Origin of the sequence: Tepidimonas ignava (assembly GCF_004342625.1) — a bacterium.
GTDB lineage: Bacteria > Pseudomonadota > Gammaproteobacteria > Burkholderiales > Burkholderiaceae_C > Tepidimonas > Tepidimonas ignava.
This window is the reverse complement of record NZ_SMAH01000005.1, coordinates 63,592-86,704: the sequence shown is the minus strand read 5'-3', so window position 1 is coordinate 86,704 and position 23,113 is coordinate 63,592. Positions and strand designations below refer to the sequence as shown.

25 protein-coding genes are annotated in these 23,113 nt (G+C 71.2%); 15 read left to right on the top strand and 10 right to left on the bottom strand.

Annotated elements, in window-relative coordinates:
* Nucleotides 1-54: 54 nt before the first annotated feature.
* Genes EDC36_RS05250 through EDC36_RS05235 form a run of 4 tightly spaced genes read left to right on the top strand, consistent with a single transcriptional unit; the run spans nt 55 to nt 3,501 of the window.
* Nucleotides 55-1,092 carry a permease gene (locus tag EDC36_RS05250; RefSeq protein ID WP_132962200.1) on the top strand — a complete coding sequence of 346 codons (1,038 nt, stop codon included), beginning with the start codon at nt 55-57 and terminating at the stop codon, nt 1,090-1,092.
* 56 nt (nt 1,093-1,148) lie between these two features.
* The gene (locus EDC36_RS05245) at nt 1,149-1,541 is read left to right on the top strand and encodes a thioredoxin family protein (protein ID WP_132962199.1); all 393 of its coding nucleotides are present in this window, start codon (nt 1,149-1,151) and stop codon (nt 1,539-1,541) included.
* Entirely contained in the window at nt 1,541-2,521 is a 981-nt protein-coding gene (locus tag EDC36_RS05240) for an MBL fold metallo-hydrolase (RefSeq protein WP_132962198.1), read from the top strand. The genes EDC36_RS05245 and EDC36_RS05240 overlap by 1 nt, the downstream gene beginning before the upstream one ends.
* A gap of 11 nt (nt 2,522-2,532) precedes the next feature.
* The gene (locus EDC36_RS05235; protein WP_132962197.1) at nt 2,533-3,501 is read left to right on the top strand and encodes a cation diffusion facilitator family transporter; all 969 of its coding nucleotides are present in this window, start codon (nt 2,533-2,535) and stop codon (nt 3,499-3,501) included.
* On the opposite strand, the gene EDC36_RS05230 is transcribed toward EDC36_RS05235, so the two are convergent.
* A complete protein-coding gene (locus EDC36_RS05230) occupies nt 3,456-5,210 on the bottom strand; it encodes a SulP family inorganic anion transporter (RefSeq protein WP_132962196.1) in 1,755 nt (584 codons plus the stop codon). The two genes, EDC36_RS05235 and EDC36_RS05230, sit on opposite strands and share 46 nt — an antisense overlap.
* A gap of 108 nt (nt 5,211-5,318) precedes the next feature.
* The gene (gene mnmA, locus EDC36_RS05225) at nt 5,319-6,542 is read right to left on the bottom strand and encodes a tRNA 2-thiouridine(34) synthase MnmA (protein WP_132962195.1); all 1,224 of its coding nucleotides are present in this window, start codon (nt 6,540-6,542) and stop codon (nt 5,319-5,321) included.
* An 80-nt stretch (nt 6,543-6,622) separates the two neighbouring features.
* Between mnmA and EDC36_RS05220 the strand changes: the two genes are divergently transcribed.
* Both EDC36_RS05220 and EDC36_RS05215 read left to right on the top strand, forming a co-directional pair.
* Complete coding sequence (locus tag EDC36_RS05220; protein ID WP_132962194.1) at nt 6,623-7,042, top strand: hypothetical protein; 420 nt, start codon at nt 6,623-6,625, stop codon at nt 7,040-7,042.
* Nucleotides 7,043-7,056: 14 nt separating this feature from the next.
* Entirely contained in the window at nt 7,057-7,542 is a 486-nt protein-coding gene (locus tag EDC36_RS05215; protein ID WP_132962193.1) for a DUF6152 family protein, read from the top strand.
* A gap of 43 nt (nt 7,543-7,585) precedes the next feature.
* Here the strand turns inward: EDC36_RS05215 and EDC36_RS05210 are convergent, their stop codons facing one another.
* Entirely contained in the window at nt 7,586-8,869 is a 1,284-nt protein-coding gene (locus EDC36_RS05210) for a glutamate-5-semialdehyde dehydrogenase (protein WP_132962192.1), read from the bottom strand.
* 177 nt (nt 8,870-9,046) lie between these two features.
* Here EDC36_RS05210 and EDC36_RS05205 point away from each other — a divergent pair, with 177 nt between their 5' ends.
* Together EDC36_RS05205 and EDC36_RS05200 are read left to right on the top strand one after the other, a co-directional pair.
* Nucleotides 9,047-9,301: a type II toxin-antitoxin system Phd/YefM family antitoxin gene (locus tag EDC36_RS05205; protein ID WP_132962191.1), complete on the top strand. Its 255-nt coding sequence runs from the start codon at nt 9,047-9,049 to the stop codon at nt 9,299-9,301.
* Nucleotides 9,298-9,726 carry a type II toxin-antitoxin system VapC family toxin gene (locus EDC36_RS05200; RefSeq protein ID WP_207895053.1) on the top strand — a complete coding sequence of 143 codons (429 nt, stop codon included), beginning with the start codon at nt 9,298-9,300 and terminating at the stop codon, nt 9,724-9,726. Before EDC36_RS05205 ends, EDC36_RS05200 begins: the two co-directional genes overlap by 4 nt.
* Nucleotides 9,727-9,777: 51 nt before the next feature.
* Here the strand turns inward: EDC36_RS05200 and EDC36_RS05195 are convergent, their stop codons facing one another.
* Nucleotides 9,778-10,254 carry a MarR family winged helix-turn-helix transcriptional regulator gene (locus EDC36_RS05195; protein WP_132962190.1) on the bottom strand — a complete coding sequence of 159 codons (477 nt, stop codon included), beginning with the start codon at nt 10,252-10,254 and terminating at the stop codon, nt 9,778-9,780.
* Nucleotides 10,255-10,386: 132 nt separating this feature from the next.
* Here EDC36_RS05195 and EDC36_RS05190 point away from each other — a divergent pair, with 132 nt between their 5' ends.
* The 4 genes from EDC36_RS05190 to EDC36_RS05175 are packed head-to-tail and all read left to right on the top strand — an operon-like array spanning nt 10,387 to nt 14,139.
* A complete protein-coding gene (locus tag EDC36_RS05190; protein WP_132962189.1) occupies nt 10,387-11,592 on the top strand; it encodes a 3-hydroxybenzoate 6-monooxygenase in 1,206 nt (401 codons plus the stop codon).
* A 35-nt stretch (nt 11,593-11,627) separates the two neighbouring features.
* A complete protein-coding gene (locus EDC36_RS05185; protein ID WP_132962188.1) occupies nt 11,628-12,743 on the top strand; it encodes a cupin domain-containing protein in 1,116 nt (371 codons plus the stop codon).
* Nucleotides 12,744-12,799: 56 nt separating this feature from the next.
* Nucleotides 12,800-13,501, top strand: coding sequence for a fumarylacetoacetate hydrolase family protein (locus EDC36_RS05180; protein WP_132962187.1), 702 nt, complete (start codon nt 12,800-12,802; stop codon nt 13,499-13,501).
* 56 nt (nt 13,502-13,557) lie between these two features.
* Entirely contained in the window at nt 13,558-14,139 is a 582-nt protein-coding gene (locus tag EDC36_RS05175) for a nucleotidyl cyclase domain-containing protein (RefSeq protein WP_132962186.1), read from the top strand.
* A gap of 29 nt (nt 14,140-14,168) precedes the next feature.
* Here EDC36_RS05175 and dacB read toward each other — a convergent pair whose 3' ends face one another.
* Genes dacB through EDC36_RS05160 form a run of 3 tightly spaced genes read right to left on the bottom strand, consistent with a single transcriptional unit; the run spans nt 14,169 to nt 17,241 of the window.
* On the bottom strand, nt 14,169-15,620 hold the full coding sequence (gene dacB / locus EDC36_RS05170; RefSeq protein ID WP_132962185.1) for a D-alanyl-D-alanine carboxypeptidase/D-alanyl-D-alanine endopeptidase: 1,452 nt from the start codon (nt 15,618-15,620) through the stop codon (nt 14,169-14,171).
* Nucleotides 15,617-16,777, bottom strand: coding sequence for a S1C family serine protease (locus tag EDC36_RS05165; protein WP_132962184.1), 1,161 nt, complete (start codon nt 16,775-16,777; stop codon nt 15,617-15,619). Before EDC36_RS05165 ends, dacB begins: the two co-directional genes overlap by 4 nt.
* Entirely contained in the window at nt 16,774-17,241 is a 468-nt protein-coding gene (locus EDC36_RS05160; protein ID WP_243646486.1) for a phosphate-starvation-inducible PsiE family protein, read from the bottom strand. Before EDC36_RS05160 ends, EDC36_RS05165 begins: the two co-directional genes overlap by 4 nt.
* Before the next feature lie 187 nt (nt 17,242-17,428).
* On the opposite strand from EDC36_RS05160, the gene tsaB reads away from it, so the two are divergent.
* A complete protein-coding gene (gene tsaB / locus EDC36_RS05155) occupies nt 17,429-18,190 on the top strand; it encodes a tRNA (adenosine(37)-N6)-threonylcarbamoyltransferase complex dimerization subunit type 1 TsaB (protein WP_132962182.1) in 762 nt (253 codons plus the stop codon).
* 7 nt (nt 18,191-18,197) lie between these two features.
* Nucleotides 18,198-18,803 (top strand): GNAT family N-acetyltransferase, encoded by a 606-nt coding sequence (locus EDC36_RS05150; RefSeq protein ID WP_132962181.1) that lies wholly within the window; start codon nt 18,198-18,200, stop codon nt 18,801-18,803.
* A gap of 726 nt (nt 18,804-19,529) precedes the next feature.
* Here the strand turns inward: EDC36_RS05150 and EDC36_RS13245 are convergent.
* Nucleotides 19,530-19,883, bottom strand: coding sequence for a hypothetical protein (locus EDC36_RS13245; RefSeq protein ID WP_207895051.1), 354 nt, complete (start codon nt 19,881-19,883; stop codon nt 19,530-19,532).
* 205 nt (nt 19,884-20,088) lie between these two features.
* On the opposite strand from EDC36_RS13245, the gene EDC36_RS05135 reads away from it, so the two are divergent.
* Nucleotides 20,089-21,054 carry a uracil-DNA glycosylase gene (locus EDC36_RS05135; protein WP_132962180.1) on the top strand — a complete coding sequence of 322 codons (966 nt, stop codon included), beginning with the start codon at nt 20,089-20,091 and terminating at the stop codon, nt 21,052-21,054.
* A gap of 31 nt (nt 21,055-21,085) precedes the next feature.
* On the opposite strand, the gene EDC36_RS05130 is transcribed toward EDC36_RS05135, so the two are convergent.
* Complete coding sequence (locus EDC36_RS05130; RefSeq protein WP_132962179.1) at nt 21,086-22,114, bottom strand: ABC transporter ATP-binding protein; 1,029 nt, start codon at nt 22,112-22,114, stop codon at nt 21,086-21,088.
* The gene (locus EDC36_RS05125; RefSeq protein ID WP_132962178.1) at nt 22,111-23,103 is read right to left on the bottom strand and encodes an ABC transporter ATP-binding protein; all 993 of its coding nucleotides are present in this window, start codon (nt 23,101-23,103) and stop codon (nt 22,111-22,113) included. Before EDC36_RS05125 ends, EDC36_RS05130 begins: the two co-directional genes overlap by 4 nt.
* Nucleotides 23,104-23,113 lie beyond the last annotated feature (10 nt).

Genomic DNA, 23,113 nt, shown 5'->3' with positions numbered 1-23,113 from the left:
TGCGTGGGGCGGTGCACACCGGTGCGCCCGCCCGCACCTGCCGAGGATGCTTGCATGAACACCGCTGCCCTGCCCCTGACCCAGCGCCGCCCCAAGCTGTGGCTGTTCGCCGCCGCCGCCCTTTGGTGGACGCTGTACCAAACGTTGATTCCTGCCTCCGAAGCCTTGGTGGCGCTGCTGCCCGTGCAGCGCGACAGCCACCTGGGCAGTGCACTGCAGTTTTTCTTTTACGACACGCCCAAGGTGCTGCTGCTGCTCACCGGGGTGGTGTTTGTCATGGGCATGGTCAACAGCTACTTCACGCCCGAGCGCACACGCGCCCTGTTGGCGGGCCGGCGCGAGGGTGTGGCCAACGCGATGGCGGCCACGTTGGGCATCGTGACGCCGTTTTGCTCGTGCTCGGCGGTCCCGCTGTTCATTGGCTTTGTGCAGGCAGGCGTGCCGCTGGGGGTGACGCTGTCGTTTCTGATCGCCGCGCCGATGGTCAACGAGGTGGCGCTGGCGCTGCTGTTTGGCCTGTTCGGCTGGAAGATTGCCCTGCTGTACCTGGGCTTGGGGCTGACGGTGGCGATCGTGGCCGGCTGGGTGATCGGACGGCTGGGCATGGAACGCCATCTGGAAGACTGGGTGCGCCACATGCCCCGGGTGCAAGCCAGCGCGGGGGCTGATACGCTGACGCTGGCCGACCGCATCGAGGCGGGCCGCGCCAGCGTGCGCGAGGTGGTCGGCAAGGTTTGGCCGTACATCGTGGCGGGTATCGCCATCGGCGCGGGCATCCACGGCTGGGTGCCGCAGGACATGATGGCGGCCATCATGGGCAAAGACGCCTGGTGGTCGGTGCCGCTGGCGGTGCTGATCGGCGTGCCGATGTACGCCAACGCCGCTGGGGTCATCCCCATCGTACAGGCGCTGCTGGCCAAAGGCGCCGCGCTGGGCACGGTGCTGGCGTTCATGATGAGCGTGATTGCGCTGTCGCTGCCGGAGCTGGTCATCCTGCGCAAGGTGCTCAAGCTGCCGCTGATCGCTGCCTTCGTGGCCGTGGTGGCCTCGGGCATTTTGGCCGTCGGGTTTGTTTTCAACGCCGTGCTGTGAGCACGGCGCCCCCGGGGTCGTTCACCCTCCGCAACCTCAACCAAGGAGTTTTCACCATGGACGTTCGCGTACTGGGCACGGGCTGCGCCAACTGCCGCAACACCGTCCACCTGATCGAGCAAACCGCGCAGGCGCTGGGCGTGGCGGTGCAGCTCACCAAAGTCGAAGATATCCAGGCCATCATGGCCTACGGCGTGATGAGCACGCCGGCCGTCGTCATCGACGGCCAGGTGGTGCACGCCGGCGGCGTGCCCAGCCGCGACAAGGTGCAGCAGTGGCTGCGCGGCGCCGCGGCCGGGGCCGAGCGCGCGGCCACCGGGGGCCGTTGCGGCGGCGCTGCGGCGCCCGCGCCGGCCGGCAGCGGCTGCTGCGGTGGCGCGCCGGCCCCCGCGCCGGCGACCGGCGGGTGTTGCGGCGCCCGATCCAACGCGTCTGCGGGGTGCTGCTGATGGCGCCCCCCCGCAGCCACCCCGCCGTGGGAGCGTGCCACCCACGTGGCGGTTGGAGACGCGCGGCGGCGACGGTGCTGGGCCTGCTGGCCCTGCTGACCGCGCAGGCGGCCCGGGCGCTGGAGATCGCCTTCACCGCGGTGGCGCCCGGGGTGTACGCCTACGTCGGCGACACCGAAGGCCGCACCTACGACAACGAGGCGCTCAACGCCAACATCGGCCTGATCGCCACGCCCCAAGGCGCCATCCTGATCGACAGCGGCGCCACCGTGCGCACCGCGGCCACCCTGGCCGCTGCCGCGCAACGCGCCACCGGGCAGCCCGTGCGCTGGGTCATCAACACCGGCACCCAAGACCACCGTTGGCTGGGCAACGGGTACTTCGTGCGCCAGGGCATCCCGGTGTACGCGCACGCCAACGGCCGCGCCGACATGCAGCGCCGCGGCCCCGAGCAGCTGAGCGCCAACGCCCCCGTCCTCAAGGACAAGCAAGCGGGCACCGAGGTGGTGCTGCCCACGCACTGGATCGACGGCGACGACACCGAGCTGACGCTGGGTGGCGTCACGCTGCGGCTGGTGCACCGCGGCGGTGGCCACACGCCCGGCGACATGATGGTCTATGTGCCCGCCCACGGCGTGGTGTTCACCGGCGATGTGGTTTACGTGGATCGCATCCTGGGCATGCACCCGGTCAGCCGCAGCCGGCCGTGGCTGGCCACCTTCGAGGCGCTGGAGGCCCTGCAGCCGCGCATCGTGGTGCCAGGCCACGGCCGGGTGACCGACCTGGCCCAGGCGCAGCGCGACACCGGCGAGCTGCTGCGTGCCCTGCGCGCCCACATGCGCCGGGCGGTGGACGAGGGCGTGGACCTGGGCACGGCGGTGCGCACGTTCGACGCGCGACCCTTCGCGCACCTGAAGCACGCCGAGGTGTGGCTGCCCCAATTGGCTAACCGCACCTACCTTGAGGTCGAACAAGAGTAAGCTTGCGTGCCATGGCGCACCGACACATCCACGACCACGGGCACGGACATCACCATGGCCATGCGCACGCTGCGCGCCCCAGCCAGCCGGGCGAGCACGGGGCCGAGCGTGCGTTTGCGCTGGCGGTGGCGCTCAACCTCGCCTTCGTCGCCATCGAAGCGGGCTGGGGTTGGCACGTCGGATCCCTGGCGCTGCTGGCCGACGCCGGCCACAACCTGAGCGACGTGGCCGGCCTGCTGCTGGCGTGGGCCGGTGCGCTGGCCGCGCGCGTGCGCCCCGGGCCGCGCCACACCTACGGCTTCAAGCGCGCCGGCATCGTGGCCGCCTTCGTCAACGCGGTGCTGCTGCTGGGCGCGATGGCCTGGCTGGCGTGGGAGGCGCTGCAGCGCCTGTGGCAACCGCAACCCGTGCCCGGCGTGTCGGTGATGGTGGTGGCCGCCATCGGCATCGTCATCAACACCGCCACGGCGTTGCTGTTCGTGCGCGGCAGCGCGCATGACCTCAACCAGCGCGGGGCGCTGCTGCACATGGCGGCCGATGCGCTGGTGTCGGCCGGCGTGGTGGTGGCCGGCGCGCTAACCTGGTGGCAGGGATGGGATTGGGTCGATGCGGCGGCCAGCCTTGTGATCGCCATCGTCATCGTCGTTGGCACCTGGGGGTTGCTGCGCGAGTCGCTGCACCTGCTGTTCGACGGGGTGCCGGCGCAGGTGGACCTGGAGGCGGTGCGCGCGCTGCTGGCCAGCCAGCCCGGTGTGACGGCGGTGCAGGACCTGCACGTGTGGGCAATGGGCACACGCGAAGTGGCGCTGACCGCGCACCTGATCATGCCCGCCGGCGGCGGTGACGACGCCTTTTTGCACGCCACCGCGCAGGCGCTGCGCGAGCGCTTCGGCATCGGCCACACGACGCTGCAGGTGCTGCGCGCCCCCAGCCCTCAGGCCTGCGACGGCGCATCGGCGGCCAGCGTCTGCACCGCTTGATGGTGGGTCAGGAACACCTGGCCGCTGAGGCGTTGCAGCAGGTCGCTGCGCTGCAACCGGTCCATCACCGGCCCTTTGACTTCGCTCAGGTGCAGCCGCACCCCGGCGGCGCGTAGCCGGTCGTTGATGGCGCGCAAGCTGTCCAGCGCGCTGGCGTCGATGGCGTTGATGGCGGAGCACTGCAACACCACGTGGCGCACCTGAGGGTGACTGGCCACGAGGTCGGCGATACGTTGCTCCAGGTACGGAGCGTTCGCAAAAAAGAGGCTTTCGTCCACCCGCAGGCCCAGCACCTGCGGGTGCGTGACCACCGGGTGGCGCAGCACGTTGCGGTAGTGCTCCGTGCCGGGCACGTTGCCCACCACGGCGATGTGCGGCCGGCTGCTGCGCGCCACGTGCAGCGCCAGCGACGCCAGCACCCCCGCCGCCAGTCCGGTGAGCAAATCGACCAGCACGGTCAGCGCAAAGGTCAGCACCTGCGCCGCAAAATCGGTGCGCGCGTAGCGCCAGTGGCGCGCAAAGCTGGCCCAATCGGTGAGCGTGCCCAACGACACCACGATGATGGCGGCCAGCACCGCCATCGGCAGCGCGTACAACAGCGGCGTCAGGTACAACGCGGTCAGCGCCAGCAGCGCCGCGGTGATCAGCCCCACCGCCGGCGTGCGCCCGCCCGCGTCGGCCACCACCGCCGTGCGGCCAAAGCTGGCCCCCACGTTGAACGCGGCGCTGAAGCCCGCGGCCACGTTGGCCGCGCCCATGGCACGCATTTCGGCGTTGACGTCCAACGGCTCGCGTCGGCGCGCGGCCATGTCGCGCGCGATCGAAATCTGCTCGACGAACGTCAGCAACGCCATCAGCAACGCGGGCCACAGCAACGCCTGCACCACCGACCACGGCAACTGCAGCAACGGCTGCACCGTCAACGGCGGCAGGCCGCGCGGGATGTCACCCACCACCGCCACGCCCCACCGCGCCAGCCCCAGGGCCTGGGACAACCCAATGGCCAGCAGCATCACCCACAGCGGCGCGGCCTTGGCCACCAGCGCCGCCACGCCCGCCGGCACCCCCAGCCGCACCAACACGGGCTGGGCCGCGCGCCGCAGCGCCAGCAACAACGCCAGGGCCGCCACGCCGACAGCCAGCGTGGGCTCGTGGGTGGCGTGGGCGTGCTGCCACAGGCTGCGCGCGAAGGACAACGCGTCATCGGCCTGCAGCGGCACGCCCAGCAGGTGGCGCACCTGCCCCATCGCGATCAGCACCGCCGCCGCGGTCGTAAACCCCGCCAGCACCGGCCGGCTCAGCAGGTGCGCCACAAACCCCAGGCGCAGCGCCCCCATCACCAGCAGCGTCACCCCCACCAGCACCGCCAACAGCGCGCTGGCGGCGGCAAAGTCCGCGCTGCCCACCGCCGCCACACCGCCAGCGGCGGCCAACGACATCATCGAGCGCAGCGCGGTGGGCCCCGGCCCCAGCACCGTGCTGCTGCACATCAGCGCGTAGGCCACCATCGGCAACATGCTGGCCCACAAACCGGTCACCGGTGGCAACCCGGCCAGCACCGCGTAGGCCAGCGCTTGCGGGATCAGCAGCAACGTCACCACCGCCGACGCGGTCACGTCGGCCAGCGCGTCGTGCCGGTTGTACGCGCGCCCCCAGTGCAGGATGGGGAACCACGCGTTCCAGCCTGAGGGTTGCGGTGATGAGCGCATGGGCGTGGATCGTAGCGCTATCCAACCCAGCCCCTGCTTGCGGCGGGGTTCGGTAATGCACCGGCACCCATGGACGCCGAGGGAATGAGGCCAAGCAACCCGCAGGCGTCAGCGCGCGTGCACTCGTCTGCGGGTGATGGGCCGCACCACCGCCGGCAACGGCCGCTCGGTGGCTTCGGCGCTGTGGATGACGCCGCCGCCCAGGCAGACCTCGCCGTCGTACAGCACGGCGCTTTGGCCGGGGGTGACGGCCCACTGGGGCTCGGCGAAGCGCAGCACCAAGCCATCGCCCGAGCCGGGCAGCTCCAGCGTGCAGGCGGCGTCGGCCTGACGGTAGCGCGTTTTGGCCGCGTACGCGCCGGGCGCAGGCGCCGCACCGGCGATCCAGCTGACGTCCTCGGCACGCAGCCAACGGGACTGCAGCCACGGGTGGTCGTGCCCTTGCACCGCCCACAGCGTGTGGGTGGCGGGATCCTTGCGCGCCACGAACCAGGGGGCGTGCGCGCCGCGCTGGTCGGTGTCGCGCCCGCGCACACCACCGATGCCCAAGCCCTGGCGCTGGCCCAGGGTGTAAAAGCTCAGGCCCACGTGGCGGCCGATCTCCCGGCCCTGTTCGTCCACGATGGGGCCGGGGGTGCCGTCCAGGTAGCGCTGCAAAAATTCGCGAAACGGCCGCTCGCCGATGAAGCAAATGCCGGTGGAGTCTTTTTTGCGCGCGTTGGGCAGGCCGATCTCCGCGGCGATGCGGCGCACCTCGCGCTTGTGCAGGTGGCCCACGGGAAAGATCGCACGCGCCAATTGCGCTTGCGTCAGGCGGTGCAAAAAGTAGCTCTGGTCTTTGCCGGGGTCGACGCCTTTGAGCAACTGGTAACGCACCTGGTCGGGCGGCAGCGTGGCCACCTCGCCCTCGGTCAGGGGCTGGCCGTCGCGGGCGCGCACGGCGCGCACACGGGCGTAGTGACCGGTGGCGATTTTGTCGGCGCCCAGCCGCATCGCGTGGTCCAAAAACGCCTTGAACTTGATCTCGGCGTTGCACAGGATGTCGGGGTTGGGGGTGCGGCCGGCCTGGTACTCGCGCAAAAACTCGGCAAACACGCGGTCTTTGTATTCGGCGGCGAAGTTGACGTGCTCGACGTCGATGCCGATGACGTCGGCGACGCTGGCCGCGTCCAGCCAGTCCTGGCGGCTGGAGCAGTATTCGCTGTCGTCGTCATCTTCCCAGTTTTTCATGAAGATGCCCACGACCTCGTAGCCCTGTTGCTTGAGCAAGTAAGCGCTGACGGCGGAGTCCACCCCGCCCGACAGCCCCACGACGACACGTTGTTTGGCCATGGGGCGCATTATCCCCGTATGGTCGCGCAGCCGGCCCCCGCGGCCATGGTGGGTTTTGGGCCACACGGTACGCTTGGGGCATGTGGACCGCCCTTGCCGCCCACCCATGGGCCTACCCGCTGCTCGAAGTCGTGCACCTGGCCGGCATCGCGTTGCTGCTGGGCAACCTGGTGCTGCTGGAGCTGCGCGTGTTCGGTGCCGGGGCGGCGCTGCCTGTGGCGGCGCTGGCCCGACTGAGCCTGGCGCTGGTGGCGGTGGGTTTTGCGCTGGCCGGCGCCAGTGGTCTGCTGATGTTCGGCACCCAGCCGCAGGAACTGTTGGCCAACCGCGCCTTCACAGTCAAGATGGGCCTGCTGGTGCTGGCCGGCGGCAACGCGGCGTGGTTCCATGGCCGCGGGTCGCTGCAGCGGCTCGACGCCACCGCACGCGCCCAGATGCTCGCCTCGACCGTGATCTGGCTGGCCGTGTTGGCGTGCGGACGCTGGATCGCTTACCTGTGACGGAGGATGCGACGATGCAACGACGAGACCTGATGCGCAGCGGTGCCGCGCTGGGCCTGGGCTTGGGGGGCTGGTACCCGGCAGCCCTGGCCCACCACGGCTGGAGCAGCTTCGACCAAACCCGCCCCCTCTACCTCGAGGGCCGGGCGGTGGCGGTGCGCTGGCGCAACCCGCACGCCGAAGTGACGCTGGAGCTGGCCCAGCCGTTGCGGCTGCCAGCCGACTTGGCCCAGCGCCCCGTGCCGGCGCAAATGGCGCCCGTGGACGGTCCAGCGCTGTTGGCCCGGGCGGTGCTGCCCACCCGGCGCGATGCGCACTGGCAAATCGAGCTGGCGCCCCTGGGGCGCATGGCGTTGTGGCAGGTGCCGCAGATCCAGCCCGGCACCGCGCTGGCCGTGGTTGGCTTCACCTTCAGCGAGGAGAAGGGTGACGCGCTGCTGCGCGCCGAGTACCTGTTTCTCGGCGACAAGACGTACGGCCTGCGCTCCAGCCCGGCGTGAGCGGTGGGCCGGGCATGCCCACCGCGCCGCCGCACGGGGCGCTTTAGCCGCGCACCTCGCCCTCGCCCAGCACCACGTACTTCAGCGACGTCAACCCGGCCACCCCGACCGGGCCGCGGGCGTGGAACTTGTCGGTGCTGATGCCGATTTCCGCCCCGAGCCCGTACTCGAAACCGTCGGCAAAGCGGGTGCTGGTGTTGACCATGACGCTGCTGGAATCGACCTCGCGCAGGAAGCGCTGCGCGTGCCGGTGGTCGGTGGTCAGGATGGCGTCGGTGTGATGGCTGCCGTAGCGGTTGATCCAGGCGATGGCTTCGTCAAGCCCCGCCACGACCTTGACGCTGATGATGGGGGCCAGGTATTCCTCGTACCAGTCCTGCTCGGTGGCGTCTTTGACGACGGCGCCCGGCACCGCGGCCAGCAGCGCCTTGGCCTCGGGGCAGCAGCGCATCTCCACCCCTTTGGCGGCGAACACCGCGCCGATGCGCGGCAAAAACGCCGCCGCCACGCCGCGCGCCACCAGCAGGCTTTCGGTGGCGTTGCAGGGGCTGTACTTTTGCGTCTTGGCGTTGTCGGTGACCTTGACGGCCAGCTCCAGGTCGCACGGGTCATCGACGTATGTGTGGCAGTTGCCGTCCAAGTGCTTGATGACGGGCACGCGCGCCTCGCGGCTGATGCGCTCAATGAGGCCCTTGCCGCCGCGCGGGATAACGACGTCGACGTACTCGGGCATGGCGATGAGGCGGCCCACCGCCGCGCGGTCGGTGGTGGGCACGAGCTGCACGGCCTGCTGCGGCAAGCCGGCCTGTTGCAGCGCCTGCTGCACCAGGCTGCTCAGCGCGCGGTTGGACTCGATCGCCTCGGAGCCGCCGCGCAGGATGCAGGCGTTGCCGCTTTTGATCGAGAGGCTGGCCGCTTCGATGGTGACGTTGGGGCGGCTTTCGTAGATCATGCCGAACACCCCGATCGGCACGCGCATCTGCCCGACCCGGATGCCGCTGGGTTGCTGCTGCAGTCCGATGATCTCGCCGATGATGTCGGGCATGGCGGCCAGCTGCTCGCAGCCCTGCGCGCAGGTTTCGATAACCTTGGGCGTGAGCTTGAGGCGGTCCACCATCGGCTCGCTCAGGCCCGCCGCGCGCGCGCGCTGCACGTCGGCGGCGTTGGCGGCCTGCAGCGGCTCGACGTGGGCGCGCAGCAGCGCCGCCAGCGCGCGCAGCGCGGCGTTTTTGGCCGCGGCGCTGGCGCGCGCCATCTCGAACGCCGCCGCGCGTGCCTGGCGGCCCAGGGTGTCCATCAAGGCGTTGACGTCGTCGGTGGTGCTCATGGGCGCCATTGTCGCATCGGCGGCCGACCCAAGCACGCGGCATGTGGCCTCGGCCCCACCGCGGCCGAGGCCCGATGGCCGCCAAACCGTGCCGATGGCGTGCACCGACGCCGGGGCCGTTGACGGATGCCCACCAAAGTAGTAACGTTACTACCCAACACACTGCGGAGGCGTCCCATGACCATCACCACCCTTTCCAGCCGGGAGCTGAACCGGGACGTGACGCGCGCCAAGAAGGCGGCCCAGCACGGTCCGGTGATCATCACGGATCGCGGCAAACCTGCGCACGTGCTGTTGAGTTTTGAAGATTACCAACGCCTGACCCGGCAGCGCCGCACCATCGCCGACGCCTTGGCCATGCCCGAGGCTGCACCGATCGAATTCGAGCCGCCGCGCGTCACCATCGTGTCGCGGCCGGCTGAGCTTGCATGATGTACCTGCTCGACACCAACGTGGTGTCGGAGCTGCGCAAGGTGCGGTTGGGCACCGCAGATGCGCAGGTCGCGGCATGGGCGCAAGGCGTCGACACGGCGGACCTCTTCATCTCGACCATCACCGTCATGGAGTTGGAGCTGGGCGTGGTGTCGATGGAGCGCAAAGACCCCGTCTACGGCGCGGCGCTGCGCGCCTGGCTGGAGCAAAAGGTGTTGCCCACATTCGCCGGTCGCATACTGCCCGTCGATACCGCGGTCGCCCGGCGCTGCGCCCGGCTGCACGTACCCGACCGACGCGGCGAGCGTGACGCACTGATTGCCGCCACCGCGCTCGTGCACGGCATGGCGGTGGTCACACGCAACGTAGCCGATTTCGAGCCGACCGGTGTTGCCGTCATCAACCCGTGGCAACCCCTTGTGTGACCTCACCGTGACGGCCCGTGCCGGCGCGCGGGACGGCAATCCCTCCAACCTTTACACGCCCGCTGGCGCGGCGGGGGCGCGGCTGTGCACGTTGTTGTGCTGCACCACGCGCTGCAGCAGCGCCATGAAGTGCGCGCGCTCGGCGTCGGTGAGCGGCTGCAGGATGCGCACCTGAGCGCGCTGCATCGCGGGCTGGGCCGCGGCCAACACGGCACGGCCGGCGTCGGTCAGGTGCAGGCGGCGCACGCGGCGGTCGGCGGGGTCGGGCGCGCGTTGCAACCAGCCGCGCCCTTGCAACCGCTCGACCACGCCGGCGGTGGTGGAGGTGTCTTGCGCGATGCGGCTGGCCAGCGTGCGTTGGTCGATGCCGGGCTCGTTGTGCACGCTTTGCAGCGCGGCGTACTGCACCGGGGTCAGGCCCAACTCGGCCGTTTCCTGCAAAAAGATGCCCACGGCGATCTGGTGCAGGCGGCGAATGGCATGACCGGGCTGGTCGTGCAGCTCGATCGTCGAAGGGGTGGCTTGCATGCCGCGATTGTCCCGGCAGCGTGCCGCGCCCGCTCGTTGATCAGGGTAAACCCTGATGTTGCCTCGTTGCCAAGCCGCTACACTAATCATCAGTGTACTAATTATTTGCCACCCACCACCCGGAGCAACCCCATGGACAACCGCCACACCTCAACCCCCGTGCTGGTGGCCGGCGGCGGCATCGGCGGCCTGGCCGCCGCGCTGGCCCTGGCCAACCAAGGCTACACCGTGCAGGTGTTCGAACAAGCCGCCCAGATCGGCGAAATCGGCGCTGGCATCCAGCTCGGACCCAACGCGTTTTCGGCGCTGGACGCGCTGGGCGTGGGCGAAGCCGCGCGGCGCCGCGCCGTGTACATCGACGAGTTGGTGATGCACGACGCGCTGGACGCCTCGTTGGTGGCGCGCGTGCCCACCGGGCAGGCGTTTCGGGCGCGCTTTGGCAACCCCTACGCGGTGATCCACCGGGTGGACGTGCACACCTCGCTGCTCGAAGGGGTGCAGGCCAGCGACCGCGTCACCTTCCACACCGACTCGCGCATCGTGCGCGTCGAGCAAGACGACGCCGGGGTGACGGTGGAAGACCAGCGTGGCCAGCGCTGGCGCGGCCAGGCGCTCATCGGCGCCGACGGCGTGCGCTCGGTGGTGCGCGCGCAGTACGTCGGCGACCCCCACCGCGTCACCGGCCACGTGGTGTACCGCGCCGTGGTGGACAAGGCCGAGTTCCCCGACGAGCTCAAGTGGAACGCGGCGAGCCTGTGGGCGGGGCCGAACTGCCACCTGGTGCACTATCCCCTGCGCGGCGGCGAGCAGTACAACGTCGTCGTCACGTTCCACAGCCGCCGACAAGAGGAGTGGAGCGTGACCGAGGGCAGCCGCGAGGAGGTGCAAAGCTACTTCCAGGGCATCCACCCGCTGCCACGCAAGCTCATCGACCTGCCCAAGAGCTGGAAGCGCTGGGCCACCGCCGACCGCGACCCGATCGAGCGCTGGAGCTTTGGCCGCGTGACCCTGCTGGGCGACGCCGCGCACCCGACGACGCAGTACATGGCGCAAGGCGCCTGCATGGCGATGGAAGACGCCGTGACCCTGGGCGAGGCGCTGCGCGTGCACAACGGTGACTGGGGCCGTGCGCTGGACCTGTACCAACGCTCGCGGGTGGCGCGCACGGCGCGCATCGTGCTGTCCAGCCGCGAGATGGGCCGCATCTACCACGCCAAGGGTGTGGAGCGCCTGGTGCGCAACGACCTCTGGCGCGGCCGCAGCCCCGAGCGCTTTTACGATGCCCTGGAGTGGCTGTACGGCTGGACCGTGGGCCACTGTCTGGCCACGCCGCACTGACCGCTGCCGCCGCCACGGACACGAGGAGCCCTACGATGCACACCCTGGGAACCCTGGACGAGCTGCCGCCTGACTACCGCCAGGCGCTGCGCGAGCGCAACCTGGTGCCGCTGTGGCCCAGCCTGCGGGCGCTGCTGCCGCCGCAGCGGCCCGCGCAGCGCACCCGGCCCACGCACTGGGCCTACCGCGACATTCGCCCTCTGCTGCTGCGCGCGGGCGAGTTGACCCCGATCGACAAGGCCGAGCGCCGCGTGCTGGTGCTGGCCAACCCCGGCCACGGGCTGGAGGCGATGCAGGCCAGCGCCGCCATCTACCTGGGCATGCAGCTGCTGCTGCCGGGTGAGTGGGCCCCCAGCCACCGCCACACCCCCAACGCGGTGCGCATGGTGGTCGAAGGCACTGGCGCCTGGACCACGGTGGAGGGCGAGCGCTGCCCGATGGCGCGCGGCGACCTGATCCTGACCCCCACAGGCTTGTGGCACGAGCACGGCCACGACGGCACCGACCCCGTGGTGTGGCTGGACGTGCTGGACCTGCCGCTGGTGTACCACCTGGAGGCCAGCTACCACGAAAACGGCACGCGCCAAACCCCGCGGCCCCAGCATGGCGAGCGCCAGCACGTGCGCGCCGGGGTGCGCCCCCAGCCCCTGTTCGAACCGCCCGAGGGACTGGCGGCCCGCTACCCGCTGTTGCGCTATCCGTGGGCCGAGGTGCGCGCGGCGCTGCGCGCGCTGGCCGACGAGCTGCCCGCCCAGGCCGCGGCCCAAGTGACCTACGTCAACCCGGTCACCGGCGCCGACGCCGAAAACATCCTTGGCTTTCATGCCTTGATGTTGCGCCCCGGCCAAACGCTGGCCTTGCCCGCGCGTTCACCGGCGCTGGTGCTGCACCAGATCGAAGGGGGTACCGAGGTGCACGTCGAGGCTCCCCCGGGCGCGGCGTTTGCCACCATGACCCACGCGCTGGACGAAGCCGACACCTGCGCCATCCCCGGCTACACGCCGCTGGTGCTGGTCAACCGCTCCGCCACCGAAGCGTCGTACCTGTTCCTGGCCGACGAAAGTCCGTTGCACCGCAAGCTCGGGTTGTACGAGGTTCGCCCCGACCCCGCGCAACCGATGCTGGGGCAGCTGGCGGCCGGGCTACCATGAGAGGGTGTGCCCACCGCGGCGCCCCGCTTCCCTCCCTTGCTCCACCTCCCCTTGCCATGACGACCTACCTCTGGAATCCCCCCGCCCCCGCCGCGCTGCGCGTGCAGGACACCGACGCGCGCCTGCCGGTGCACCGGCTGTTTTTTGTGGGCCGCAACTACCACGCCCACGCCCAGGAAATGGGCGTCACCGTGGACAAGGCCACAGCACGGCCGTTTTATTTCACCAAGTCGCCGGTGCACCTGCTCGACAGCGGCGCCACGCTGCCTTACCCCCCCGAGACGACCAACTTCCACTACGAAATGGAGCTGGTGGTCGTGCTGGGCCAGGGGGGGGCGCGCGTGCCTGTGGAGCGCGCGCACGAGCTCATTTACGGCTACGCGGCCGGATTGGACATGACGCGACGCGACGTGCAGCTGCGCCTGCGCGACAAGGGCCACCCCTGGTGCTTGGGCAAAGACGTCGAAGGCTCGGCGGTGTGCGGCGCGGTGCGGCCGATGCCCGCCACCGCGCTGGCGCAGGGCGACATCGTGCTCGAGGTCAACGGCGCGGTGCGCCAACGCGCCGACCTGAGCCAATTGATTTGGAGCGTGCCGGAGCTGATCAGCGACCTGTCGCAGTACTACCACCTGCAACCCGGTGACGTCATTTACACCGGCACGCCCGAAGGGGTGGGCGCGGTGCAACCGGGCGATCGCCTGCACGGGCGCGTGGCGGGCGTCGGCGAGGTGACGCTGACCATCGGCGCGCCCGCCTGAGCCCGGCGCCACGCCCGGCTGCGCTGCCTGGGCGCCCGAGCGGCTACGATAGCGGGATGCCGCTGCCCCTGTGGATCGCTTGGATCGTCAGCACCGCGCTCGCGCTCGGTGCTGGATTGTGGCTGGGCGTGCGTTGGGCGCGGCGGCGCTGGCCGGCGGATCTGCCGCTGCGCCGCGGCGACACCGGCATGCCCAACCGGGCCGCGGCGCTGGACTACCTGGTGCGCCAGCTCTCGGTGGCTGAGCGGCGGCGTTGCCCCACCACCGTGCTGGTGGTGCAGGCCGATGCGCGCCCCTCCCCCGCCCGCTTCTTGGAGCAGGCGCTGGCGCGCCGCCTGGCCCCGCGGCTGCGGGCGCACGAAATGCTGGCCCATTGGGGACCGGCGCAGTTTGTCGTGGTGCTGCCCGACGCCGACGTGCCCGGCGCGCTGGTGCTGGCCGAAGACCTGCGCCAACTGGCCAGCGCGGCGCGCGACGACGGCCTGGCGCCGGTGTCGGTCAGCATCGGCGTGCATGGGCGCCGCGCCGGCGCCGAGCAAGACCTGCGCGAGCTCGCCGCCGAAATGGTCATCGCCGCGCAGCGGGCGCTGGAGGCCACCGAAGCCAACGGCCCCGGCCGCATCGAAATCGAGCCTTGAACGTCGCGCGGGTGGTGCGCGAAGCCCCTTCAGGGCACCTGCGCCGCCCACCGCACCGCGGCCAGCAGCGCGTCACGGCCCGCGCCCGCCTGGGGGTGGTTGAGCACCGCCACCACCACCCGACGCTGGCCCGCAGGGCCCAGCACGTAGCCGGCCAGCGCCTGCACATCGGCCAGGCTGCCGGACTTGAGTTGCGCCGCCACCCCAAGCGCTGGCCAGCGCGCCAAGGTGCCGTCCACCCCCAGGTGCGGCAGCGCGGCCACCCAGTCCGCCGCCCACGGCTGTGCGCAGCCCCACTGCAGCAGCCGCGCCAGCGCCACGGGCGTGATGCGCGCGGTCCGGCTCAGCCCCGCGCCGTTGTCCACCTGCGGCGGGGGCACGTCCGCCCCCAGGCGCTGCGTCCACCAGCGCCGCAACGTGGCACGGGCGGCCTCGAACGTGGCGGGCGCGCCATCCGGGTCGCCCCCCACCCAGGCCAGCGCCAGCAGCACGTGCTGCGCCATCACGTTTTGGCTGGCCTTGTTGAGGTCGCGCACCACCTCGGCCAGCGGGGGTGAGGGCCAACTCAGCCGCAGGGTGGCCGCAGGCGGCACCTCCCCGTCGCGCACCGTGCCCGCAAGCGCACCCCCCACCGCCGCCCAGGTGCCCGCCACGACCCGGGCCGCCCACTGCTCGGGCTGCGGGTGGGCCAGCGCCCACACCTGCTCGCCGCACGCCGTTGGGTAGCGCCCCTGCAGCCGGGGGGCGCGGGCGTCGCTCCAGTCGGCGCGCAGCGCGGCGCGCCAGTCCTCGCACGGCCCCTCGGCCAGGGGCACGCTGCCCGGCACCGCCACCCCCGCCAGCGGCGGCTCCACGTGCACCCGGGCCACCCCCGCGGCGGGGTCGGGCGTGAAGGTCAGCACCTGCGCGCCGTAGTTGAGCAGCAGCGCGTCGGGCCCCACGTTGTACGGGCGCAGCGGCTCGCCGTCGAACGCCGCCGGGTCGTGCGGCGGCAGCGCAAACGCGCGCCGATCCAGCACGATATCGCCTTCGATGCGCGCGATGCCCAACCCCCGCACCCGTCGCAACAGCAGCCACAGCCGCTCGGCCACCAGCTTGGGGTCGCCGCCGCCGCGCAGGTACAGGTGGCCGCGCAGCGTGCCGTCGGGCGCCAGCACCCCATCGGTGTAGACACGCGTGCGCCACGTCCACGCCGGGCCCAGCAGGTCCAGCGCGGCGGCGCTGGTGACCAGCTTCATCACCGAGGCCGGGTTGACCGGCTCGGCGCCGCGGTGCATGGCCACCACACGCCCACCGGGTGTCGCCTCGGCCACCACCAGCGCCAGGGCCGACGGCGGCAGCCGCGCGCGGCGCAGCGCGGCCATCACCGGCTCCGGCAACCCTGGCGGCGGCGCCGCACCATCGCCCGGCTGCGCCCACAACCGCGCGGGCAGGGCGGCGGCCAGCAGCGCCCCGGCAACCGCTCGGCGTCGCACGCTCACACCCCCGGCTGCAACGTCACCGTCACCTCGCGCGTCGCGTCGCCGCGCCGCACGCTCAAGCGCACCACGTCGCCCACCTTGAAGTCGTCCAGGCGCGCCAGCAGCGTGCCCACCCCATCGACGGGCTTGCCCTCCACGGCGACGATGACGTCGCCCGGCTCGATGCCCTGTGGCCCCACCCGCACGCCTTCCAGACCCGCCTGCGCCGCGGCGCCACCCGGTTGCACGCGCAGCACGAACACGCCTTCGACCCCGGTGGCCGCCGCCAGCCGCTGGTTGAGCGCGTCGTCCACCTCGATGCCCAGCGCGGGGCGCACGTAGCGGCCGTGCTGGATGAGCTGCGGCACCACGCGCGCCACCGTGTCCACCGGCACCGCAAACCCAATGCCGGCCGACGCGCCGGACGGGCTGTAAATGGCGGTGTTGATGCCGATCAACCGCCCGGAGGAGTCCAGCAGCGGACCGCCCGAGTTGCCGGGGTTGATGGCCGCGTCGGTCTGGATCAGGTGCTGGATGGGCGGCTTGCCGGGGTCACCGGCCAGCGTGCGGTCCAGCGCCGAGACGATGCCCGTGGTCAGCGTCCAGTCCAGCCCAAACGGGTTGCCGATGGCGAACACCTTTTGCCCGACCTTGAGATCGTGGCTCGTGCCCACCGGCACCGGGGGCGGCCGCTTGAAGCCCACCCCAATGCGCAGCACCGCGATGTCGTGGGCCGGCGACGCCCCCACCAGCGCCGCGCGCACCTCGCGCCCGTCGGCCAGACGCACGGTGGCCGATGACGCGCCCTCGATGACGTGGAAGTTGGTCACCACATGGCCAGCGTCGTCCCAAATGAAGCCGGAGCCGGTGCCACGCGGCACCTCGTAGGCGTTGCGCGTCCACACGTCGCGCACCACCTGCGTGGTGGCGATGTACACGACCGAGTCGCGCGCCTTTTCGAACAGCTCGATGGTGGCGCGCTCGTCGGCGGCCAGATCGCCGCGCGGCGTCACGGTACGCTGCCCGCCGTCGGCCGGCGCAGGCTGCCAGGCCGCCACCCACGTCGGCAGCAGGTGCCACAGCAGCATCAACGCGGCCACGGCCAAGGCCAGCCACAGCACACGGCGCCCGAACGGGTCGCTGCGGCGCGTGTTCGAACGCCAGGGGTCGGGGGTCATCGCTTAAGCTCCTTGTCGTGGTGCGCCGCCAGGGCGGCGGCCCGTTCGGCGTCCAGCGCACGTTGATCGCGCTCGCGCATCAGCCAGTACACAATGCCCAGGGCCAGCGCCGCGCCCGACAGCGCCGCCACCTTGGCCGGCGAGGTGTCGGGGTCCAGGATCACGAATTTGCGCGACAGCGCGATCAACGCAATCAGCACCACGGTTTTGACCTGCACGATGCTGTCTTGCCCCATGACCACGCGCACGATCGAGTGCTTGAACTCCATCGCGATCAACAGCGTCATGATCATGCCAAACACCGTCTGGAACACCTGATGGTCCAGCGGATTGAAGGCGTCCAACACCAGCAGCGTGAACACCACGCGGATCAGCTGCACCATCGACGTGACGATGATCACCGCGATCACCGCCGACAGCACCAGGGCCACGACCTGCTCGAAGCGCTCGTACAGCGTCATCATCGGCCAGTGCTCGCGCAGCGTCTGCCACGGGCCGCGCGCGCCGGCGGGCGTCGTCTTGGGGGAAAGCTCGTTGGGCATGACGGGGACTCCTTGGCTGCGCGCAGCCCCCTTCGTGCAGCACCGCGCGGGGCTGGCCGCGCCCAAGTCTAACGGAGAGTCCGGTGGCCGCGCGGGATAATCGACGGTCATGAGCATCCCCACCCCACCCGGCCGTCGGCGCTGGCTGGCGCTGGACACCAGCACCACGGCGCTCAGCATCGCGCTGGGCGCCGCGGGCGCCGACACCCCGCTGGCCTACCACGGCGGCGAGGGCGGCCCGCAAGCCTCGGCGCGCCTGCTGCCCGCCATTGTGGATTTGCTGCGGCAGCTGGACTGGCCGCTGGCCGCGTTGGATGGCATGGTGTTTGGTTGCGGACCAGGATCGTTCACGGGCTTGCGCACCGCCTGCGCCGTGGTGCAGGGGCTGGCCGCGGGCGCGCGCCCCGGCGGTGTGCCGGTGCTGCCGCTGAGCACCCTGCTGGCGGTGGCCGAGGCCGCCCGCCACACCCATGCCCCGGATGCAGCGCAGTTGCAGGTGTGGGCGGCGTTGGACGCGCGCATGGACGAGGTCTACGTCGCCCGCTACGCGTGGCGCGCCGGCCACGGCTGGCAGGAGCTGGCCGCCCCGCGCCTGAGCGCCCCCGAAGCGCTGCCCGAACCCGACGACGCCACCACGCTGTGCGCGGGCAACGTGGGCGGGGTGTACGCCGAGCGGCTGCCCGCCGCGTGGCGCGGCGCCCTGGCTTGCCACACCCTGCCCGACGCCGCCGCGCTGCTGCGCCTGGCGGCCCAAGGCATCGAGCGCGGCCTGTGCGTGCCGGCGGCGCATGCGCAGCCGCTGTACGTGCGTGACAAGGTGGCGCTGGACGTGCACGAACAAGCCGCCTTGCGTGCCGCCCGGGGCGGCTGAGCCCACCATGGACACCCCCGCCGAGCCGCTGCCGTGCCCCGCCCCCGCGCCGCTGGCGGCGCGGCTGTGCTGGCGTGCCCTCACCGCCGCCGACGTGCCGGCCGTGGTGGAGGTGGAAAAAACCGCCCACGCCCACCCGTGGCGCGCGCGGCACTTCGAAGATTCACTGGCGGCCGGGTACTGGATGCGCCTGCTGGCGCTGCGGCCCGACGCCGGGGCCGACCCGCCCCACTGGGTGCACAGCCCCACCACCCCCGAAGGGCACTGGCTGCTGGGCTACCTGGTGGCCATGCCCGGCGTGGACGAGGGGCATTTGCTCGACGTCACCGTGGCGCCCACCCACCAGCGCCAGGGCTGGGGCCGCTGGCTGCTGCACGCGCTGGCCCACTGGGGCCGCGCGCAGCGCTACGCGCACCTGTGGCTGGAAGTGCGGCGCAGCAACGCCCCGGCACGCGCGCTGTACCAGCGCTGCGGCTGGGTGGAGGTGGGCGTGCGCAAAAACTACTACCCCGACACCGCCCAGCGGCGCGAAGACGCCATCGTCATGCGGCTGGATATGGGGGAGCATTGCGCTCCAACCACGGTTCGATCCAATCCCACCGCTTGCCCCTGACCGGCACGCAGTGACCTTGCCCCTGGCAAGCGAGTCCCTTGCTGAGTGGTTCGACACAGGCAAGGGGAGCGGCCATGACGAAGACGGCAAGGCACTGGCCCGGGTCAACGTGAAGCGCGACATCCCAAAAACGGCGATGGCGTACTCCTCGAAAGGGCCGCTGTGGAGTGCGCCTTCCTCCAACGACGTCACCCAAGCGGGCCGGTGCCGGTGATGTGCGAGGTGCTGGGCGTGAGGTCCAGCGGCTACCACCCGCATTTCACCCGCCAGGCGCAACGGACACAGCGCACCCGGCTGAGCGATGAGGCGCGGCTGGCCCGAGGTATGCGCCCAGGCAAGGACCGGGTTCGCAAGCCCATGCAGCCGCCACGGCATCAAGGCGCGCGCCAAAAGGCGATTTCAAGCCATGACCGACAGCCGGCACACGAGGCGGTGGGCTGGCTGCGGCGGTACAACGGCCGCAGGCTGCATTCAACACCGCGTTACCTCAGCCCAATGCCGTACAAGCAACGCTGGCTCACGGGCCAACCCAAAACAGCGAACATGTGAGCTCGGCTATGGGATTCACATGCCGAGGGCAAGGTCAGCGTTGCCTGTATTGAGCGACTCAAAGAGATTCGTTTTCCAAAGGCAAGGTCACAGCTCGTGACAAACCTTGAAACAGGACTTGCCACTGTCGAGCACCTGCTGCTGGTAGCTTTTGGGGGCAAATGGGGCCGTGTATGATCACCCTACGGCACCGGGAGGATCCTGCAACCACGACGCTTTTGCTTGCGGCGATGGGCGGATGTGCTCGATGACACCACCATGGCTAACCACAATGGCTGTGCCCGTTTGCGCGGCCAGTTCCCATGCCCGCTGGGCGGCACGCTGCAGGGCCTGCAGTGACAGACGCAAATCTGGGTCGTGCGCAGTTGCGATGGGTTGTTGGTTCATAGCCTCTCGCTCCAGTCGAGTAACTTCTAAAAACTCATCCATCCACAACCGCAAGGCGGCCACTTCGTTGTCATCGATGGACACAAAACTTGCGCCGTCCTCGCGCCACAACTGTCGCAGCAGCTCCAGCCGCGGGTGCATCATGCACAGTCAGCCGACGTCCGTCGAGCCTTCTTTGCCCACCACCTCACCAAGCCACTTGCGAATCTCCGGGCTGTCGACGTTGTCGTTGTAGACGACAGCCCTCGTTGAGTGTGGGCACGACGACAACCCCACCCAACGTGCGCACCAGCAGCACGGGCTTGCAGTGTAGCGTGCACGTGCGCCTTCACGCCGTATGATCCGACCCATGCAGCCCCAACCGCCGACACCGCCACGCCCCGCGCGTGCCCTGCCCTGGTTGGACGACCAGCGCAGCGCGCTGCTGGCGGAGATGGGCGTGCCCGCGTGGTGGCTGCCGCGCGCGCTGCTGCCGCGCCCGGCGCAGCCGGCGCCTCCCCAGGACGGCATGGTGTCGCAGGCCGAGGCTGCGCCCCCAGCCACCCCGACCACCCGCCCCCCGGCGCCGATGCCGGTGGCCGCGCCGCCGGGTCCTGCGGCCCCTCGGCCCCACGAGCCAGCCGCTGCGGCCCGGTCCACGGCCATCGACCCGCCGCCCGGCGCCCCCCTGCCGGCGCCCACGGCGCCCAACGCGCCGGTGGACACGCTGGACTGGGACGCGCTGCACGCCGCCATCGACGCCTGCCGCGCCTGCGCGTTGGGCGCGTGCCGTCAACGCGCGGTGCCCGGTGTGGGTGACCGTCGTCCGACCTGGCTGATCGTGGGCGAAGCCCCAGGCGAGGAAGAAGACCGCCAGGGCGAGCCGTTCGTGGGCCGCGCCGGGCAATTGCTCGACCGCATGCTTGCCGCGCTCGATCTGCGCCGCGGCCAAGGCGTGTACATCGCCAACGTGCTCAAGTGCCGCCCGCCGCGCAACCGCAACCCGCTGCCGGAGGAAATCGCGCGCTGCACGCCGTACCTGCTGCGCCAAATCGCGCTGCTGCAGCCACGCATCGTCGTGGCGATGGGGCGCTTTGCCGCCCACACGCTGCTGGCCGAAGGGGGGTGCGTCGCGCCCGCGGACGTGGCGCACACCCCGCTGGGGCGGCTGCGCGGCCGCGTGTACACGGGCCGCTTTGGGGCGCTGCAGGTGCCGATCGTGGTCAGCTACCACCCGGCGTACCTGCTGCGCAACCCGGTGGACAAGGGCAAGGCCTGGGCCGACCTGTGCCTGGCGGCCCAAGCCTTGGACGACGCCGGCTCGCCGCCGCCCTGACGCCACGCGCGCGGGCGGGCGCCCGCGCCGCTCACAGCCGGCCTTCTTGCACCGCGTGGCACGCCACCTGCACGCCGTCGATGGCTTGCAGCTGCGGGCGCTCGCTGTGGCAGCGGGCGTTGGCGTGCGGGCAGCGCGGGTGGAACGCGCAGCCGCTGGGCGGGTTGAGCGGGTTGGGCACTTCGCCCTGCACCGGGGTGCGCGCCTGCCCGGTGGCGTGCAGCTTGGGGATGGCCGCCAGCAGCATGCGCGTGTAGGGGTGGCGCGGGGCGGCGAACAAGGTGCGTTTGTCGGCCAGCTCCACCAGCCGCCCCAGGTACATCACGCCGACGTGGTCGCTGACGTGGCGCACCACCGCCAGGTTGTGGCTGATGAACAGGTAGGTCAGGCCGTGCTGGCGCTGCAGGTCCTTCATGATGTTGAGCACCTGCGCCTGCACGCTGACGTCCAGTGCCGAGGTGGGCTCGTCGCAGACCAGAAATTCGGGCTGCGTGGCCAGCGCGCGCGCGATGCTGATGCGCTGGCGCTGCCCGCCGGAAAACTGGTGCGGGTACTTGACCATGTCGTGCGGGCTCAGGCCCACCGCGCGCAGCAGCTCGGCCACGCGCTCGCGCTGCGCGGCCGCGCCAGTCACCAAGCCGTGTTCGCGCAGCGGCTCGGCCACGATGGCTTCGACCCGCCAGCGCGGGTTGAGGCTGGCGTACGGGTCCTGAAAAATCATCTGGATGCGCCGCCGCAGCGCGCGCCCCTGGGCGCTGCGCAGCGTGGCGTGCACGTCCTGGCCATCGAAATGCACCTGGCCCCGGGTCGGCTGGTACAACCCCACCAGCAGCCGCGCCACGGTGCTTTTGCCGCAGCCCGACTCGCCCACCAGGGCCAGCGTTTGGCCGCGGGCGATGGAAAACGTCACGCCGTCGACCGCGTGCAGCCACTGGCGCGGCTGGCGCGCCAGCACACGGTTGAGCCACGGCGGCGAAACGTCGAACGTGCGGGCCAGGTCCTGCACCTGCACCAGCGGGGCGGCTGACGCGCCGGGGTTGGAGGGGAGGGTCGTGCTCATGCGGTCAACTCAACGGGGGCGGCGGTGGCCGCGTCGTGCAGCCAGCACGCGGCGCGGGTGGCGCCGGCCGGCATCAGTTCGGGACGCTGTTCGTGGCAGCGCAGCATGGCCTGCGGGCAGCGCGGGTGAAAGGCGCAGCCGCGCGGAATGTCGGTCAGACGCGGCATCGCGCCGTCGATCTGGTGCAGCCGCTCGCGCTCGACGTCCATGTCGGGGATGCAACGCATCAGCCCGGCCGTGTAGGGGTGCGCGGGGCGGTGGATGACGTCGTGCACCGGGCCGATTTCGGCCACGCGACCGGCGTACATCACGGCCACACGGTCGCACGTTTCGGCGATCACGCCCATGTCGTGCGTGATCAGCATGACGGCCGCACCGCGCTCGTGGCAGATGCGCTTGAGCAGCGTGATGATCTGCGCCTGGATCGACACGTCCAGCGCCGTGGTGGGCTCGTCGGCCACCACCAACTGCGGCTCGGCGGCCAGCGCCAGCGCGATGACGACGCGCTGACGCATGCCCCCCGAGAACTGGTGCGGGTAGTGGTCGATGCGCTGCTCGGCGGCCGGGATGCCGGTGTCTTTGAGCAGCTCGATGGCGCGGCGGCGCGCTTCGGCGGCCGAAACATCCAGGTGCGTGCGGATCGTCTCCACCAGCTGCTGCCCCACCGTGTACAGTGGGTTGAGCGAGGTCAGCGGGTCCTGAAAGATGGCCCCGATGCGCCGGCCCCGGATGCGCCGCAGCTGCGCCGGCGGCAGGTTGTCGATGCGCTGGCCCTGCAAGCGGATTTCGCCCGCGGCGATGCGCCCCGGCGGCTCCAGCAGCCCGATGATGGCCGCGCCGGTGAGCGACTTGCCCGCCCCCGACTCGCCCACCACCCCGAGGATTTCGCCCGGCGCGATGTCGAACGACACGCCGTCGAGCGCGCGCAGCACCCCGCGGCGGGTGGGGAACTCCACCACCAGGTCTTTCACTTCCAACAACGTGGTCATGGCAGCCTCC